The 16,252-nt window shown below is 70.4% G+C and carries 11 protein-coding genes; 2 read left to right on the top strand and 9 right to left on the bottom strand.

The genetic code is table 11. The features are described 5' to 3' along the window. Window positions 1-41 precede the first annotated feature (41 nt). Window positions 42-1,766, bottom strand: a complete 1,725-nt coding sequence (locus AB3K78_RS14650) for a glycerol-3-phosphate dehydrogenase/oxidase (RefSeq protein ID WP_416444435.1) — start codon at window positions 1,764-1,766, stop codon at window positions 42-44. A 104-nt stretch (window positions 1,767-1,870) separates the two neighbouring features. Between AB3K78_RS14650 and AB3K78_RS14645 the strand changes: the two genes are divergently transcribed. After that, the gene (locus tag AB3K78_RS14645) at window positions 1,871-2,851 is read left to right on the top strand and encodes a sugar-binding transcriptional regulator (RefSeq protein ID WP_416444433.1); all 981 of its coding nucleotides are present in this window, start codon (window positions 1,871-1,873) and stop codon (window positions 2,849-2,851) included. 213 nt (window positions 2,852-3,064) lie between these two features. Here AB3K78_RS14645 and AB3K78_RS14640 read toward each other — a convergent pair whose 3' ends face one another. The 8 genes from AB3K78_RS14640 to AB3K78_RS14605 all read right to left on the bottom strand — a co-directional run bounded on the left by AB3K78_RS14640 (window position 3,065) and on the right by AB3K78_RS14605 (window position 15,197). Beyond that, entirely contained in the window at window positions 3,065-3,730 is a 666-nt protein-coding gene (locus AB3K78_RS14640) for a hypothetical protein (protein WP_416444431.1), read from the bottom strand. Beyond that, complete coding sequence (locus tag AB3K78_RS14635) at window positions 3,727-6,951, bottom strand: SdrD B-like domain-containing protein (RefSeq protein ID WP_416444429.1); 3,225 nt, start codon at window positions 6,949-6,951, stop codon at window positions 3,727-3,729. The genes AB3K78_RS14640 and AB3K78_RS14635 overlap by 4 nt, the downstream gene beginning before the upstream one ends. Beyond that, window positions 6,897-7,709: a hypothetical protein gene (locus AB3K78_RS14630; protein ID WP_416444427.1), complete on the bottom strand. Its 813-nt coding sequence runs from the start codon at window positions 7,707-7,709 to the stop codon at window positions 6,897-6,899. Before AB3K78_RS14630 ends, AB3K78_RS14635 begins: the two co-directional genes overlap by 55 nt. A 30-nt stretch (window positions 7,710-7,739) precedes the next feature. Further along, window positions 7,740-8,441, bottom strand: a complete 702-nt coding sequence (locus tag AB3K78_RS14625; protein ID WP_416444425.1) for a hypothetical protein — start codon at window positions 8,439-8,441, stop codon at window positions 7,740-7,742. Window positions 8,442-8,563: 122 nt separating this feature from the next. Continuing rightward, complete coding sequence (locus tag AB3K78_RS14620) at window positions 8,564-9,532, bottom strand: LPXTG cell wall anchor domain-containing protein (protein ID WP_416444423.1); 969 nt, start codon at window positions 9,530-9,532, stop codon at window positions 8,564-8,566. 278 nt (window positions 9,533-9,810) lie between these two features. Beyond that, window positions 9,811-13,395 carry a fibronectin type III domain-containing protein gene (locus AB3K78_RS14615; RefSeq protein ID WP_416444421.1) on the bottom strand — a complete coding sequence of 1,195 codons (3,585 nt, stop codon included), beginning with the start codon at window positions 13,393-13,395 and terminating at the stop codon, window positions 9,811-9,813. A 123-nt stretch (window positions 13,396-13,518) separates the two neighbouring features. Next, window positions 13,519-14,265, bottom strand: a complete 747-nt coding sequence (locus AB3K78_RS14610; protein ID WP_416444419.1) for a hypothetical protein — start codon at window positions 14,263-14,265, stop codon at window positions 13,519-13,521. A gap of 227 nt (window positions 14,266-14,492) precedes the next feature. Then, entirely contained in the window at window positions 14,493-15,197 is a 705-nt protein-coding gene (locus AB3K78_RS14605) for a sigma-70 family RNA polymerase sigma factor (protein WP_416444417.1), read from the bottom strand. A gap of 243 nt (window positions 15,198-15,440) precedes the next feature. Here AB3K78_RS14605 and AB3K78_RS14600 point away from each other — a divergent pair, with 243 nt between their 5' ends. Continuing rightward, the gene (locus AB3K78_RS14600) at window positions 15,441-16,181 is read left to right on the top strand and encodes a VIT1/CCC1 transporter family protein (RefSeq protein ID WP_416444415.1); all 741 of its coding nucleotides are present in this window, start codon (window positions 15,441-15,443) and stop codon (window positions 16,179-16,181) included. Window positions 16,182-16,252: the final 71 nt, after the last annotated feature.

Raw genomic sequence — 16,252 nt, 5'->3', positions numbered from 1 at the left:
CGGCGGGTGGAGGAGCGGACGCGCCGCTCGATTCGGGCTGCTCAGCCGCCGATGAACGCGCCTCCCTTCTCGGGGTCGATGCGGTGCGCGGTGCGCAGCAGTTCGATGGTGCGGGCGACTTCGCCCGCGGTCCGATCCTCGTCCCAGCCGAGCGCCGGCGCGATCGCGGCGGCCGCTGCGCGGATCCGCTCGGCGGTCACGCCGCCGACGAACGCGATCGAGGTGCGCCGCAGGAGCAGGTCGTCGAGGTGCACGATCTGCTCGGTGGCGGCGAGGTGGGCGAGCTCGGACGCCGTGTAGCCGGGGAGCTCCGCGAGCTCCGGCTCGTGCTCGGGTGCCACGGCGAGCACCTCGTCGGCGCGGGTGCCGTAGCGGTCGAGCAGCTGCTCGACGCGATCCCGGCCGTGCCCGTCTGCGCGGGTCGCCACCCAGATGGTGCGCGCCGCGGGGGTCCGCGGGAAGTCGTCGCCGCCGCCGATGGGGAGCGTCTCGGTGTGCACGGTGCGGCGCTGATGCAGGATCTCCAGCGCGTCGTCCGCGAGGTGCGCGGCGAGCGCGCGGAAGGTGGTCCACTTGCCGCCGACGAGGCTCAGCAGGGGCACCCCTGCGCGCTCGGAGGCGACGATGCGGTAGTCGCGCGACACGAAGCCGGGAGCGGTGTCGTCGTGGCGCGGGAGCGGGCGGATGCCCGAGAAGGTGTAGACGATGTGCGAGCGGTCGACCGCGATCTGCGGGAAGACGTGCGAGATCAGGTCGAAGAAGTAGTCGACCTCGTCGGGCGTGCACACCACGGGCTTCGCCGGGTCGGCCTCGATGTCGGTCGTGCCGACGAGCACCCGATCCTTGAGCGGGTAGATGAGCACGATGCGGCCGTCGGAGTGCTCGAAGAAGATCTCGCGCCCGCCCGTGGCGGCGAGGAGCTCGGGGTGGTCGAGGACCACGTGGGAGCCCTTCGTGCCGCCCATGAAGCGGGTGCCCTCGCCCAGCGCGGCGTTCGTGAGGTCGGTCCACGGGCCGCTGGTGTTGATGATCAGCTTTGCCGTGAAGTCGAACTCCTCGCCGCCGTTCGCCTCGTCGCGCAGCCGCACGGCGCCGTCCGAGAAGCCCACGGCGGGCAGGTAGTTCGCGGCACGCGCACGGTCGCCGCCGGCCACGATCCCATCGTGCAGCACGTCGAGGGCGAGCCGCTCGGGATCGTGCATCGAGGCGTCGTAGTAGGTCGCCGTGTACGAGAGATCGTCGTTCAGCTGCGGCAGCTCCGCCAGCGAGCGCCGTTTGCCGAGGAACCGGTGCCGGGGCACCTGGCCGCCGTCGCGCGAGAAGGTGTCGTAGAGCGTGAGGCCGATCTTGATCAGCGCGGCGCCGCGCTCGCGGGGCTTGCCGCGGCCGTGCGTGACGAGCAGGCGGAAGGGCGCGGAGAGGATCCCCGAGAAGGTCGAGAAGATCGGGATCGTCGTCTCGAGCGGCCGGACGTAGTGCGGGGCGGTGCGCAGCAGGCGGTTGCGCTCGGTGACGGCCTCCTTCACCAGGCGGAACTCGCCGTTCTCGAGGTAGCGGATCCCGCCGTGCACCATGTGGCTGGAGGCGGAGGAGGCGCCCGAGACGAAGTCGCCGCGCTCCACCAGGGCCACGTCGACGCCCTGCAGCGCCAGCTCGCGGAACGTGGCGATGCCGTTGATGCCTCCGCCGATGATCAGCACATCGGCGCTCGGGCGCTCGCGCAGAGCTTCGACGGCGGGGCGAGCGGGCGACGGGCGATCGTTCATGGGGTCCAGACCTTTCGAGATTCACGCACAGCCTGATCCACTGCTGAACGGGCTTGCAAGCGATCTGCACATATGTGCAGAATGGGTCGACTCGAAGGAGCACGGTGGCAGATCCGGCGAACGCAACGAAGGCGCGGGAGGCGCTGCGCGCGGCGCAGCTGTACTACCTGCAGAACCACACGATGGAGGCGATCTCGCAGGAGATGCGGGTCTCCCGCTCGTCCATCTCGCGACTGCTCAGCTACGCCCGCGACACCGGACTCGTCGAGATCCGCGTCCACTCGCCGCAGGAGGCGCGCTCCCGCCTCGAGCAGCAGCTCTCCGAACGGTTCGGGATCATCGCGCACGTCGCGCCGGCGCCCGCCCGCGCTTCCGAGAGCGCGCGCCTCGACCGCACCGCCCGCACCGCGGCGCACCTGGTCGCCGCCGCGGTCGACGACCGCTCCACCATCGGCGTCGCCTGGGGTGCGACCATGACCGCCGTCGCCCGTCACCTGCCCGCGAAACCCGTGCACGAGACCCGGGTGGTGCAGCTGAACGGCGCCGCGAACCTCCACACCTCCGGCCTCGCGTACTCCGCGGGTCTCCTCGGCGGATTCGGCGACGCGTTCTCGGCCACCGTCTACCAGTTCACGGTCCCCGCGATCTTCGACGACCCCGAGACGCGGCGAGCGCTGTGGCGCGAGCGATCCATCAGCCGGGTGCTCAACCTCCAGGCCTCCGCCAACCTGTTCGTGTTCAGCCTCGGCTCGCGCCTCGGCGACCGCCGCTCCCACATCTACTCCGGCAGCTACCTGGAGCGCGACGACCTGAAGGAGCTCGCGCACGCCGGCGTCGTCGGCGACTGCGCGACCCAGTTCTTCCGCGAGGACGGCAGCACCGACGGGATCCCGCTGAACGAACGATCGAGCGGCCCCTCCTTCGACGTCGTGCGCCGGATCCCCCGCCGCATCTGCGTCGTCTCGGGAGCCGCCAAGCTGCAGAGCCTGCGCGGCGCCCTCGCCGCCGGGATCATCACCGAGCTCGTCGTCGACGAGGAACTCGCGTGGCTCGCGCTGGAGGGCGAGCGGGGCGGGGCGGGGTAAGGGGATGGGCGTTCCTTCTCGGGGAGGAACGCCCATCCGTGCCGGCTGCGGCAAGAAGGGGGAACTGCGAGCCGGTGGGTGAAGAGCCGGGAATCGAGTAGGGGGACTCTCTCCGTATTCGACTTCTTCGCATTGAGAGTGCCGGGGGCGGTACAAAGGTGACGCGGCGCGGGAGAATTCGAATTCTCCCGCGCCGCGTCCGATCACTCCCCGCTATGCGCGCGGCCTCCGTCGCGCACGCAGCACCAGGAACGCACCGACCGCGGCCAGCAGCGCTCCCGTCCCGATCATGAAGCCCCACCCGCCGGCGCCCGTGGTCGAGAGCCGGTCGAAGAAGCCCTGCGCACCACCGCCCGCACCCCGAGGAGCGCAGATGCCGAACGAGGCCGTCGACGCCGGGCCCTTCGAGCCGAGCGATGCCGTGTTGGAGAACACCTGGCACGAACCGGCGGCCGTGCTCACCGGGATCGAGTACTCGCGACGGTGCTCCGTGCCCGCAGCGCTCCAGGTGATCCGCCACGCCGGATCGAAGCGGTACCGGTCGTCCGAGACGGTGACCTTCCGGTCGACCTCGGAGGTCCGGTACTTCACCGCGGTCCCGTGGTCGATCGGGTCGATCCCGGTGCCGGTGACCCGGATGAGATGCTTCGCATCGGCTCCGGCCGCGGGGGCGCCGGTGCATCGATAGGGCACGCGTGCCGTTCCCGAAGCAGGGATCAGCACCTTCTGCGCCCCCTCAATGCGGCACTCCAGCCCGTTGATATCGGTGAGGTCCTGCACGCTCACGGTCAGCGCGCGGAACGTGTTGGGGTTCGTGAGCAGGACGGTCCCCGAGAGCTGGTGCGCCGAGTCGGTGAACCCGCGCTCCGTGACGGTCACCGAGTACCGGGCATCCACCGACGCGGGACTGACGTCGCGGGCGATGTCATCGCGGTTCTCGAGCCGCTTGTCGATCGCCCAGCCGAACACCCGCAGCTTACTCGCCGTCGCCGTGTCGGTGACGCCGAGAGGGCCTGCCGGCAGAGCGTGTGCTGCGTGCTCGCCGTCACGCCGAGCTCGCGGATCGTTGCTCCGTTGTCGACCGCCAAGCACGTTCCGGGGTCCACCTGCACCGGCACCGAGTACCGCTCCACGTGGGTCGTTCCGGCCGCGCTCCAGGTGTACGACCCGAAATCACGGGCCGGAGCGGCCTTCCCGCCGATCTTCATGAGGTCGCGCACCGAGACCGTCTTGCGGAACTCGGTGAGGTTCCAGTCGGCCTCGCGGATATCGGCCGTAGCCTCGGCCGTGCGGTCGACGGTCAGCGCGCGGTCGGTCCCGGGGACGTCGCTGCGCCAGGTGACCGTCGCGGTGTTCGTGCCCGCGTGGGCGGGCTCGGAGGCGAAGGAGCAGGAGTAGGCCAGCGCACGGGTCTCACCCGCGGCGAGAGTCACGGTGCTGCCCGTGGCGAAGACGCAGGCCGCTCCCCCGCCGATGTCGGGCGTATCGGACAGCGACGCCTGCACGCTCTTGTAGCGGTTGGGGTTCTGCACGGTGACCGTGCCATTCATCGTCCAGGCCGCGTCCGTCTTCGCGCCCTCGGTCAGGGTGACGGCGTACTCGAGCGTCGCCTTCCCCTGGGCGTCCAGCTGCACGGTGGGGTTGGTCAGACGCTTCGACAGGCTCCAGCCGTAGCTGCGCTGCAGCCCGGTGACGACGTTCTTGCCGACCGTCAGGTCCACGGGCAGGCAGGCGTTCACGGACTCCGTGTCGGACTGGCCCGTCTCGATGATCTTCGCCGTGTTGTCGACGCCGAGGCAGTCCCCGTCGGGGACCGTCGCGTCGACGCTGTACTGCTCGGAGTGCTCCGTTCCCTCCGCACTCCAGGTGTACGGGCCGAAGCTCCGATCCGTGGTCGCTCCGGCGATCGTCGCCGTGTCGGTGATGTTGACCGTCTTGTTGACCTCGGAGACCCGGTAGCTGGTGTCGACGCTCGCCGTCGCCGGTTCGACCGGCTGGCCGGTGACCGGGTCCAGGTCGCTCGCGGCGACCGTCACGGTCACCGTGCGGTCCAGATCGCTCCCCGGAGCACCGGTGCAGGAGTAAGGCAGGGAGAGCTGGGCACCCGGCGCGATCTGACGGCCGCTGCCCCCGGTGACGGTGCAGCTGAGTCCGGTCCCGTCGGCGACCGCCGTAGCCGTGAAGGTGTAGGTCTTCGTGTCCGACGGATTCGAGACCGTGATCGTGCCCGAGAGCCGGGCGTTCGAATCGACCGCCTTCCCCTCGGTCGTCTTCACCGCGTAGTCGATCCGCGTCGCGCCCGTGGTCGGGTCGACGGCGAGCGAGTCGCGATTGACGGCCGTCTTCTCGATGGCCCACCCGAAGGTGCGGGTCAGGGAGGCATCGGCGTCGACTGCGGCCTGGAGCCCGACGGGGATCACGCCCGCGTCGAGGTGCGCGACATCGGTGGAACGCGGGAGCGCGAGCTCGTCGACCTCGCCGCTGTCGACGTCCGCGTCGGAGTCGATCGCGCGATCCGTTCCGACCCCCTGGTCGGTGAGGCGGTACCCCTTGGCCCGGAGCTCATCGGCGTCGAAGACCACTTTGTAGTCCGAGCTGTGGAGCTGGGTGAATCGGTAGGCGCCGTTCGCATCGGTGGTCGCGGTGCGGAACGCCGTGCCCCGGTCGCCGTCGCGGAAGAGGCGCACGGTGATGCCGGGGAGGAGCGCCTCGGAGCTCTGGCGCACGCCGTCGGAGTTGCGGTCCACCCAGGCGACGCCCGCGATCGAGCTCGCGAGGACCTTGACCGGGTCCGCCGCCTTCTCGCCGAGGTTGATCGTCCGCCCCTGCACCGGGTCCTGGACCGTGCCGGAGGCGTCGTTGCGGTAGATGTCGTCCTTGACCTGGCCGTCCACCGCGAACCCGAGATCGACCGCGCCGTAGCCCTGCGTGCTGGCCTGGATGTTCGGGACGGTCACCCGGATCGCCGTTGGATTCGCCGGCCATCCGGACGGATCCGCGGGATCGACGACGACCCAGTTGGTCCCCGTCGCCGGGGAGGCACCGATGCCCGCGGGTGCCGCCTCGGTCAGCTCGAACACCGTTCCCGGCTGCTTCGCGGCACCGACACGGCCGATGCTCGCGAGCTTCGCCGTGCCGCTGAACGCGCTGCCGCGTCCGTCGCCGTCGAACGGGAACACGTCGACGAAACGGCCCTGCCCGAGGTCGTAGTTGTTGTAGTTGACCCACTGCACGCGCCACGCGGCCAGGGTGTCCTCGACCTCGATCTCGGGAGCGGAGATGAGCTGCTTCGAGAAGAACGCCGCCTGCGGGGTGCCCGCGAGCACCGTCGCCGTGTCGGAGTGACGCTTCGGCGAGACCCCGGCGGCCACCTCGGGGTCCATGCCCGTCGCCGAGACCCTGGCGGTGTTCGTGACGGTCGCGTTGTAGGGCGCGGCCTGCGGGGGCAGGAGCACCCCGAGCCTGCCGGAGTAGGTGATCGGAGGCAGCGCGGTATCGGTGCGCACCGCGCCGGCCGGCGTGAAGGTCAGCACGATGCCGCGCACGTCGTCGGCCGTGTACGGGACCCCGTCGGGCCCGAGATCGGCCGGCGTCTGGGTCACGGTCCAGAACGGGTCGACGTTCGACACGTCGACGCTGAGCACGCCGATGTCGAGGGTGTCGACCACGCGCAGATCCTCGACCGTGTAGGGGACGAAGGTACCCGCACCGGGTGCGACGGTCGGCTTGATCGTGTAGTGGAGCTCGTCCTCGGGCATCGCCTGCGATTCCGCCGCATCCTTCGAGATGCGCAGCACGTTGCCGATGATCTCGGTGTTCACCGTGTTCTGCCGCGCGGGCTTCGCCGCGAACTCATCGGCGAGCCAGCGCGTGATGGTCGGCAGGCGCTCTCCGATCTGGCCGACGGCGATCATCGGGACCTGCGAGAACAGCAGCTTGGAGTTCGGGAAGTTCACCCCGAAGTTCTCGCCGGTGAAGGATCCCGCGCGGAGGAAGCGCAGACCGCTGATCTTCGCGGGATCGAGCGAGGCGCAATCGGCCCAGGTCATCGTCGGGGCCGACCCCGAGTTCGTCCCGGTGAAGTCGACGGTGCACTGCACCGTGTACGAGGATGGGGGAACGCGCGGGTGTCCATCGACGGATCGGTGGCCGCGGAGCTCGAGCTCGGAGCGACCGCGCCGAGCACGGCACCGTCGAGGTGGGCCACGTCGAGGCGCTGCTTCGTGGGGTCCCAGAGGTGGAAGCTCGTGACGTTGGTCAGCGCGGGCTCCTCGGGCACGTAGATCGTCTCGCTCGTGAAGGTGCCGTCCTTGCCGATGTACCCGAGGTTGTTGATGTCGGCGAGCAGGGCCCACTTCGCGGCGGCCGGAGTGCGCACGATCGGCTGCGCGGTGCTGCGCCACGGATACGCGTCGACGAGGTCGGCGCCCGCGACCTTCGGGGTGAAGTACGAGGCCCCCTGCTGATAGCCGTACTGGACGGTCTGGCACGCGAGCGCCCGGTTCGCATCGTTGTTGTTCGGGTTCGAGTCGGCGATGGGGCGCCCGTTGGCGTCGACCCAGGATCCGGCGGCGACGTGCGCGCTGAGCGTGGCCTGGCAGCCGTAGTCGTCCTCGAGCACCTTCTGCGGGGTGAAGGAATAGATCTGCAGCACGTTGCCCTGATCCGCAAGCATCGCCTCGCACGCCGGGTTCTTCTTCATCGTGATGGTCACCGTCTGAGCGCTGCTCGACGGGTAGTACTGGTTGTTGTTGTAGGGGTTGGGGCCCACGAACGCCCAGCATCCGCCGCCGACGGGCACCTGCGTGCTGTTGTTGCGCGGGAGCTCGAAGGAGGAACGGGGTCCCGAGTAGGCCACCGTGAAGGTGATGTTGCCGTTCGGATCCGCTTAGCCGACCTTCGAGAGCGTGTCGGGCTGCAGACGGATGTCCCACCGCTGCACCAGCGCCGGACCCGCCCCGCCCGGACCGAACTCGGGGCCCGCGAACCAGTGGCTGGCTTGGATCGACGGTGCACCGACGGCCTGGAGCGAGATGTCGGCACTCGCGACGGAGCGGACGGTGATCGCGGGGAGCGTCTGGGTCCGCGTTCCCGAATCATCGGTGACGGTCAGTTCGGGGGTCCAGGTGGACCCGTCGGCGCAGCCCTCGCCCGCCTTGGCGCGGAACGGCTGGGTCAGCACGACGCCGTTGGCCGCCTGCGTCCACGTGACGACGATGGTGTCCGCGTCCGGATGCGCGACCGAGCCGGTCGTCTGGCCGCCGTTCAGGGAGAAGGTGAGGTTCTGATCGACCGAGGCGTCCCACACCCAGCAGCTCGGCTTCTTCAGGGTCATGGTGGCCCCGTCGACCGCGCCGGTGGTCGTCGCCTGGATCTCGAACCCGACGAGATCCCGCACGCCGACGATGCCGTTCGAGTTGTTCGGGTCGACGGGATTGTTCGCGAAGGAGTACCCGTCGGCGATCTTGGTGAGCTTCACCGAGTCGAAGGTCCCGCTCGCGGCGGTCGCCGCGACGGGAACGCCGAGCAGGCCGAGCAGCAGACCGACGACGAGCCCGGCCGCGACTGCGGCCCGATTGACGAGTTTCATGAGCGGGTGTTCCTTCGACCTCGAGAGGGGTCCGTTCCCGGTGGGATGGGGCCGGAGCTGTCAGGGGTGGGCGAGGTGCGCCGGACCCTCGTCCGACGCACCTCCTTTCAGAGAATGATCGTTCAGATCGCGCGGCGGCGCACCAGCGCACCCGCGATCAGGGCCGAACCGAGCAGGCCGATGCCCGCGCCGCCCGCGAGGAGCGCGTTCTGTCCGTCGGCGCCGGTCTTGGCGAGCTCGGGTGCCGGAGTGGTCGGAACGGGCTTCGGCTTCTCGGGCTTCGGGGTCACCGGCGGCTTCACCTCGCTGGTCGACCAGCACTCGGCGGCCTCGGCGCCGAGCACGGTCACACCGGTCGAGATGCCGGGGGCTGCGACGCCGTCGGGCGCGGTGTAGGAGCCCGCCACCTGGTAGGTGCCGGGTGCCGCACCCAGCAGGGTTGTCTCGAGCTGCGCCTCCGTCAGGTTCGTCGCGCCGTTCTGCACGCTGAACCGGATCGCCGCGGGATCGGTCCCGACCGCGGTCGCGTCGTCGGGGAGGATGCCGGCGTCGGTCACGGTCGCCGAGACGTCGAAGGTCGAGCGCCCGAAACCGGTCGGCGTGTACTTCGTCGTGCCCTCGACGTGCTCCGCGAGATCCGCGGCGCAGAACGACGACGCCGACTTCGCGGCGAGCTCGGGCCGGGTGATCGAGAGCGGGGTCACCGCGGTCGGCGAGAGCCGCGCCGCGCCGGCCTGCTGCCCCTCCTGGAGGAAGAACTCGAGCTGCCCCGTTCCGGGAACGCTCGAGTTGACCGATGCCGTCACCGTGCCGGTGATGCCGGGAGGCACGTCGCCGCCGAAGGTCATGATGATCGGCGTCACGTCCGCGGTGAACCCGGAGATGCTCCGGCCGTCGAGCGTGGCCGCGACGGCGTTCATCGCGTCGACCTGGTACTGGTATCCCGCGCAGTCGCTGCCGGGCACGGTGGCGTCGCAGCCGAAGCGGAACGTGTAGGTCGCGTCGGAGCTGTCGGTGAAATCGCCCGTGTAGCTGAGCACCGGGATCGGGTACTGAACGGTGTCGCTCTTGATCGTGTACCTGACCTGCATGTCATCGCGCGTCTGACCGACCCGGCCGTGCACGATGGTGCTGCCGTCGATCGCGGCGTTCGCGTTGTTCTGGGTGGAGTAGGTGACCGAGATGTCGGTCTACGCGGCGGACGCGGCCGGCGCGCCGAGCAGCGGCACCGCCAGGACGAGCGCGAGGCCCGGGATCAGCGCGAAGCCGCGCGTACGAGTGTTCATCTGCTGGGTTCTCCTTCTGGTTTCAGCGGCCGGTGCGGGTCCTCCGGGACCCGCACCGGCCATCCACGATTCGTTCTGAGCGGTCACTCGCCGGCGGGACGATCCCGTCGCCGTCTGAGGACCAGGAGCGCGCCGCCGGCTGCGAGCAGCGCCGCCGTGGCGACCGCCACCATCCACGGCGCCCCGCTCGAGCCGGTCGTGCTCAGCTCGTCGGGATGCTTCGGGTCGACGGGCGTGCCCGGATCCACCGGGGGCTTCGGCGTCGGCTTGGGCGACGGCGGCACGACCTTCGCGTCGCCGTGCCCGTACCAGTCGTCCTTCCCCGTGAGCTTCGCCCCGAGCAGCGTCTCGGTCGCGGAGACCTCGACGGTGTTGCGGTACGCGCCCTTCGCGACGGGGCCGGATCCGGTGTAGGTGACCGAGGCGCCCGGCTTCAGCAGGCCGTCGAAGCCGGCCGGTGCGGTGATGGCGCCGAGGACGCTGTCCTCGACCGCCCCGAGCCGCACCGGGGTGTTGCCGCGGTTGGTGATGACGTACTCGAACGCGACCGTCGAACCGGCGACCACGTGCCGGGCCTGCGCCTTCGTCGATGCCCGCACTCCGTCGCCGTGCTTCACCACGTCGAGCGTGGAGACCACGCCGAACCCGAACCAGTCGTCGGTCGCGGTGAGCGTTCCGCCCGAGCGCGTCGCCGCGGCGACGGTCACCGAGTTGTGGTAGTCCCCGGCGGGAACCGGACCGGACCCGGTGAAGACCGCGTGCGCGCCGGGCGCGAGCGTCCCGTCGAAGCCGGCCGGAGGCGTCGCCGCACCGATCCGGTCATCGTCGACGCCCGTGATCGAGACGGTCGAGTTGCCCGTGTTCGTCACCGTGTAGGTGAAGTCGACCGCGGTCCCCGCGGCGACCGCGTGGGCGTCCGCTGCCGAGTCGTTCGTCACCCCGTCACCGCTCTTGACGACGGTGAGCCCGCTGGTGACGCCGAAGCCGAACCAGTCGTCCGAGGCCGTGAGCGCTTCGGATCCGGCCGTCGCGCGCACATCGACCGTGTTCTCGTAGGCGCCTGCGGCGACGGGCCCGGTCGCGGTGAAGGTGACGCTCTCACCTGCGCCCAGCACTCCGGAGAACCCGGCCGGTGCCTGCACCGTGCCCAGCACGCTGTCGACGACCGAATCGATCGTCATCGGGACGTTCCCGCCGTTGGTGATCCGGTACGCGAAGTCGACGTCGGATCCCGCGGCGACGTGGGCCGGTGCCGATGCGGAGGCGGTCGAAACGCCGCCGCCGGTCTTCACGACCGAGAGCGCGGTGGTGACGCCGAAGCCGAACCAGTCGTCGGAGGCCGTCACCTCCGAGCCGTTCTGCGTGCCCGTCGCCTTCACCGTGTTCGTGTATGCCCCCGCCGCGACCGGGCCGGTGGCCTGGTAGACCGCCGAGGCGCCGGGCGCCAGGGTGCCCGTGAAGCCCGCGGGGCTGACCACGGTGCTGACGGCGCCGAGCTTGCTGTCGACGAGCTGCAGGCCGGTGACCGGGACGTTGCCCGTGTTGGTGACCGTGTAGTTGAACGTCACGTCCGCTCCGGCCGGAACCTGCACCGCATCGGCCGCGGTGTCGGCCGTCTGGCCGTTGCCGGTCTTGACGACGCCGATGCCGGTCGTCACCCCGAAGCCGAACCAGGTGTCGGACGCGGTCACGTCCTGCCCTTCCGAGACGCCCTTCGCGGTGGCCGTGTTCTGATAGCTCCCCGCGGCCACGGGACCCGTGGCCGCGAAGGTCACGCTCTCGCCCCCGGCGAGGGTGCCGGAGAATCCGGCCGGCGCAGCGACGGTGCCGAGCACGCTGTCCGAGAGCGTCACACCGGTCACCGGCGAGGCGCCCTCATTGGTGACCGTGTAGGAGAACGCGACGTTCGATCCCGCGGCGACGTGCACCGCGTCCGCGGCCGTCGGCGTCGCCACGCCGTTGCCGGTCTTCACCACGCTGATCTCCGAGGGCGGCGATGCGAGCGGAGTCACGGCCGTGTTGCCGTTGCCCGCCTCGTTCCAGGCGGACACCCGGAACTGGTACGTCTTCGCCGGGTCGAGGCCCGTGACCGTCGCCGAAGCACCGGTACCCGCCGGGGTCGTCACGACGCTCCAGGTGGTCCCGCCGTCGGTGGACTGCTCCACCACGAAGTCGCGCAGGGGCGCCTGGGCGTCGGGGGTCACCCCGGTCGGCAGCGCGTTCCAGGTCAGCTGCGCCGACGTCTTGCTCGCGTCCGTGTACGAACCGGTGAGTCCGGTCACTGCGTCCGGGGTACGTGCGAAGATCTCGACCCGAGTGTTCGCAGTGCCCTCGGACACCGTGAGGTACATGAATCCGCGGTCGTCGAACGCGATGCCGCGGACCTGGTTCACCTGGCCGTTCGCATTGCCCTGCCCGAACGCCGAGAACTTGCCCTTCGGAGTTCCGTCGGACGCGAAGATGGAGATCAGCCCGTTGCGCTGGCCGACGTAGATGTCGCCCGTGCGGGGCTCCACCTGGATCGTGAACGTGGCATTCGTCTGCCCATCACCCGTCGCGAGCGTCCCCAGACCGATCGTCTGCGTCACCGCGCACCGATCCCGCGAGGACCCCGTCGGATTGCCGACTGCCTCCGTGGTGCAGGAGTTCGGATCGATCCGCTGGATGAAGGTCTTGTTCCCATTGCCCGGATCGATGAAACCGACGAGCAGCGTGCCGTCGGCCGGATCCACCGCGATCGCGTACGGCGAGCGATACCCGCCGTCCGTGGGATACGCCGTGCCCGCCGGCTGGTTCAAGTAGATGTTGCGCACGAAGGTGCCGTCGGGCTTGTACTGCTTCAGCAGCTCCGGCGTCTGGCTCGTGACGACCATGTCGCCGTTCAGCATGCGCGCGACGCCCACCGAGTAGTCGAACGCCTCGGGATCGTTGCGATTCGACCAGGTGTTGCCGCTCGGCCAGGTCGTCTTGCCCAGCGCGCCGGCCTCCGAACCATCGGGGTTCACCATGCGAAGGGTGTGGTTCGCGTGGTTGAGCCACGCGTATCCCGCGTCGGAATCCACCGTCCACGCGACGCCCGCATCGGTGACGGCGACCCCGCGCACGCCGCCGAACTGGCCGCTCGGCATCGCAGCACCGTCGAGACGCTGCGCATCGGCGAGCTTCGCATAGTTCGCGCCCAGGCCCGCGTTGTCGCCGGCGGCGACCGCGCCGTACGAGCCGTTCGCCTGGTACTGCCCCAGCGACCAATCGGGGGCGCTCGACAGCGCGTAGCGATGCAGCTTCGAATCGCCGACGTAGCAGGGGCCGGACGCGGTCATCAGCGTGCCGCCCGCGAGCGAGCAGAGGAAGCTGTTCGAGGTCCACTGGATCTTGGCGCTGTCGGTCACCCACAGCGACCCGTCCGCGGGGCTGAGATCGAGTCCGTAGCTGAAGACCGTCCCCGTCGAGCGCGTCTTCACATCGCCCGCGTAGCCCCAGAGGCCCGATCCCTTCGCCTTGCCTGCCGTCGAGGCGACGCTCGTCACCCCGGCGGGCTGCGTCGAAGCGGCCGGGTCCCCCACGACCGCCTGCGCCGCCGTGGTCGTGCCGATCGTCACGGCCAGCAGTGCCATGACGACCGCTCCCGCGGCGGCTCTGAAGCGGCGTCTCTGTCTCTTGAGCGTCATCAAGCTCCCCTTGTTCCGGGCGCATGCGATGGAAGAGATCACCCAGCAGCCATGCGCGTTCACTCCGAAGAGTGGCGGCCATGCCGGGAAAGTGACGCGAGTTCGCAGAAACTCAGCCGGAGATCATCGCACCGGGCTGCTCGCGATCGCACCGAACCGGCTGCCGGAGCAGTACCTGAAGCTCACCGCGGACCGGTTCGAATCCGTGAGCGGCACCGTTCCGGAGGCCGCGCCCGAAGCGTCGAGCGCGAATCGCTGGTACACGCCCGGGCCCAGGATCACGCAGACCTCACGGGACGGCAGCCCCGAGATCGAGACGTTCGCCTCGCCGGGCCCGCCCGCCTGCGCGGCGGACGGGGAGAGGCGGGCCGACATGCCGGGTACCGCGACGACGAAGCCCGCGGTGAGGACCTCGGGGCTCCATCCGCTCGCGGACGGTCGAGCGGAGACCTCGTACGTGCCGGCCGGGAGGTCGAGGGTCGACAGGTCGCTCGACCAGACCCCCTCCGGCGATGCGTCCACCGAGTATCCGATGCCGCCCACGGACAGCACGACCGGCGAACCGGGTGCGCTCCGGCCCGAGACGATCGGGGCGAGCCCGCCGCCGGCGCCGTCGGCGGCCACGAGCGTGAAGGTGCCGCTCCCGCCCTGCGGGGGCGCCGGAGTGGTGGGGACGGGGCCCGGCTTCGTGGGCAGCGGCGCGTCGTCCGCCGCACCGGAGCCCGCACCGGGCGCGGGAGTCCCTCCCCGGTCGCGCCGGTGCTCGGTCGGCGCACCGTCGGCGCGGGGGTCGAAGGGCTCGCCTCCCCCGTCCGGGTGTCGGTGCTCGACGGGGGCTGGGGGTCCCCGGTCGGCTCCGGCCGGGGCCACATGACGAAGCCGGCGACCGCGATGAAGACCGCGACGCCGGCGACCCAGGCCATGGCCCTGAGCGGGAACGCTCCGAACAGCGCACCGAAGCCTCCCGCGGAGTGATGGTCGTTCGCGGCCTCCGCGGCGAGCGCGCTCGTCGGTCTCCACGCGTGGTCGATGGCTGCGATCCCCAGCACGAGCACGAGGAGCGAACCGCCGGCCTTCCCGCCGAGCCTGCGGTTCTCCTACTGCAGCTCCGCCTCCGCCGCCGCGCAGCTCGTGCAGCTTCGGAGGTGCGCGGCGACGTCCCGACGGAGCGCGTTGCCCAGGCCCCGACGGACGTACCGGGGAAGCGCTTCGAGGGCGAACCGGTGCTCGTCGTCGGCGAGCGGCGGGAGCTGCTTCTCCAGCCAGGCGACGCGGAGACCTTCTCTGGCCCTCCTGAGCAGCACCGAGACGGCGTTCGGGCTGAGGTCGAAGCGCTGCGCGACCTCGCCGCGGGACACCCCCTCGACCTCCCACCACCACAGTGCGAGCTGCCAGCGCTCCGGAAGGGTCTGGAACGCTTCGAGCACTTCGTGGACGTTCTCGGTCAGCGCGATGATCTCGTCGCCTCCGGGTACCGGGGCGCCTTCGATCTCCACCCCGGTGACGGTGCGCTGGCGCAGGCGGTACTGGCGGGCAGCGATGTTCCTGACCACCGTGAACACGTACGCGCGGAAGTACTGCCGTGGTCCGATCCCCCGCCCGAGCTGCTCCCAGACCGTCTCGAATGCCTCAGAGACGACGTCCTCGGCGTCCGAGAACGCGAGACGGCGCGCCACCGTGAGCGCCGCACCGGAATGCCTCCGCCACAGCTCTGCGAAAGCGCGCTCATTACCTTCTCGTGACGCGGCGATCAGCGCTTCGTCTGCGAGCTCCCCGAGCTCGCCGTTCTGTGGTTCCAACATCAGCCAACCCGAGTGCATGTCCGGAACGGCATGTCCTCGGTATCCCCCTGTACTTCATGATGATAGGCCTCACCCCCGCAAGCGATGGACCTTCAAAACAGAGTGCAGCCCCGTCGGGAAAAGTGACGCGCCGTCGATGACCGGGTTCGAGACGATTCCCACTGGCTCGGCGAAGGCGCTGCGCCCGGTATGCACAGCCTTGCCTTGCTTGTGGGGTCTCCTGAGCGGGAGCATCATGGAGCCATGACCGACGAGACGTCCGATATCGAAGCCGCGATCAACCACCTGCACGAGGCGCACAACGACGAGCGCCTGGGCCAGCGCCTGAACTGGTTGCGCGCGGGCGTGCTCGGCGCGAACGACGGGATCGTCTCGGTCGCGGGCGTCGTCGTCGGCGTCGCCGCGGCCACCCCCGGCAACGTCCCCGCGATCGCCACCGCCGGCATCGCCGCCCTCGTGGCCGGCGCCTTCTCCATGGCCGGCGGCGAATACGTCTCGGTGAGCACCCAGCGCGACACCGAGAAGGCGATGGTGGCGAAGGAGATCCAGGAGCTCGAGGAGCAGCCCGCGGCGGAGCTCGCCGAGCTGACCGGCCTCTACCGAAAGCGCGGACTGTCGGCGGGCCTCGCCCGCCAGGTCGCCGAGGAGCTCACCGCGCACAACGCCCTCGCCGCGCACGCGGAGGTCGAGCTCGGGATCGACCCCGAGGAGCTCACGAACCCGTGGCACGCCGCGCTCTCCTCCTTCGTGGCGTTCACCGTCGGCGCGCTCATCCCGCTCGCGATGATCCTGCTCCCCATCGGCGCGCCGGTCATCGTCACCGTCGTGTCGGTGGTGATCGGGCTGTTCCTGACCGGCCTCATCAGCGCCCGGCTCGGCAAGGCGCCCATCTGGCCGGCGATCCTGCGCAACGTGATCATGGGCTCGGCGACCATGGCTGCCACCTATCTGATCGGGGTCCTGTTCGGCGTCGCGATCTCCTGATCGGGGCTCGCCGCGTTTCCGGGGTCAGGTGCCCACGCGGGTGGTCACCCCGTCGGGGAACGTGACGATCG

The organism is Leucobacter sp. HNU (assembly GCF_047946755.1).
Taxonomy (GTDB): domain Bacteria; phylum Actinomycetota; class Actinomycetes; order Actinomycetales; family Microbacteriaceae; genus Leucobacter.
Note: the sequence above shows the minus strand (reverse complement) of the source record. Positions and strands in the feature narration are given on the sequence as shown.

What these genes read in the sequence shown, in the direction of transcription:
- AB3K78_RS14650 (WP_416444435.1), bottom strand. Translation starts at nt 1,766, where the DNA reads ATGAACGATCGCCCGTCGCCCGCTCGCCCCGCCGTCGAAGCTCTGCGC.
- AB3K78_RS14625 (WP_416444425.1), bottom strand. Translation starts at nt 8,441, where the DNA reads ATGAAACTCGTCAATCGGGCCGCAGTCGCGGCCGGGCTCGTCGTCGGT.
- AB3K78_RS14620 (WP_416444423.1), bottom strand. Translation starts at nt 9,532, where the DNA reads ATGCAGGTCAGGTACACGATCAAGAGCGACACCGTTCAGTACCCGATC.
- AB3K78_RS14615 (WP_416444421.1), bottom strand. Translation starts at nt 13,395, where the DNA reads ATGACGCTCAAGAGACAGAGACGCCGCTTCAGAGCCGCCGCGGGAGCG.
- AB3K78_RS14605 (WP_416444417.1), bottom strand. Translation starts at nt 15,197, where the DNA reads ATGTTGGAACCACAGAACGGCGAGCTCGGGGAGCTCGCAGACGAAGCG.
- AB3K78_RS14600 (WP_416444415.1), top strand. Translation starts at nt 15,441, where the DNA reads ATGACCGACGAGACGTCCGATATCGAAGCCGCGATCAACCACCTGCAC.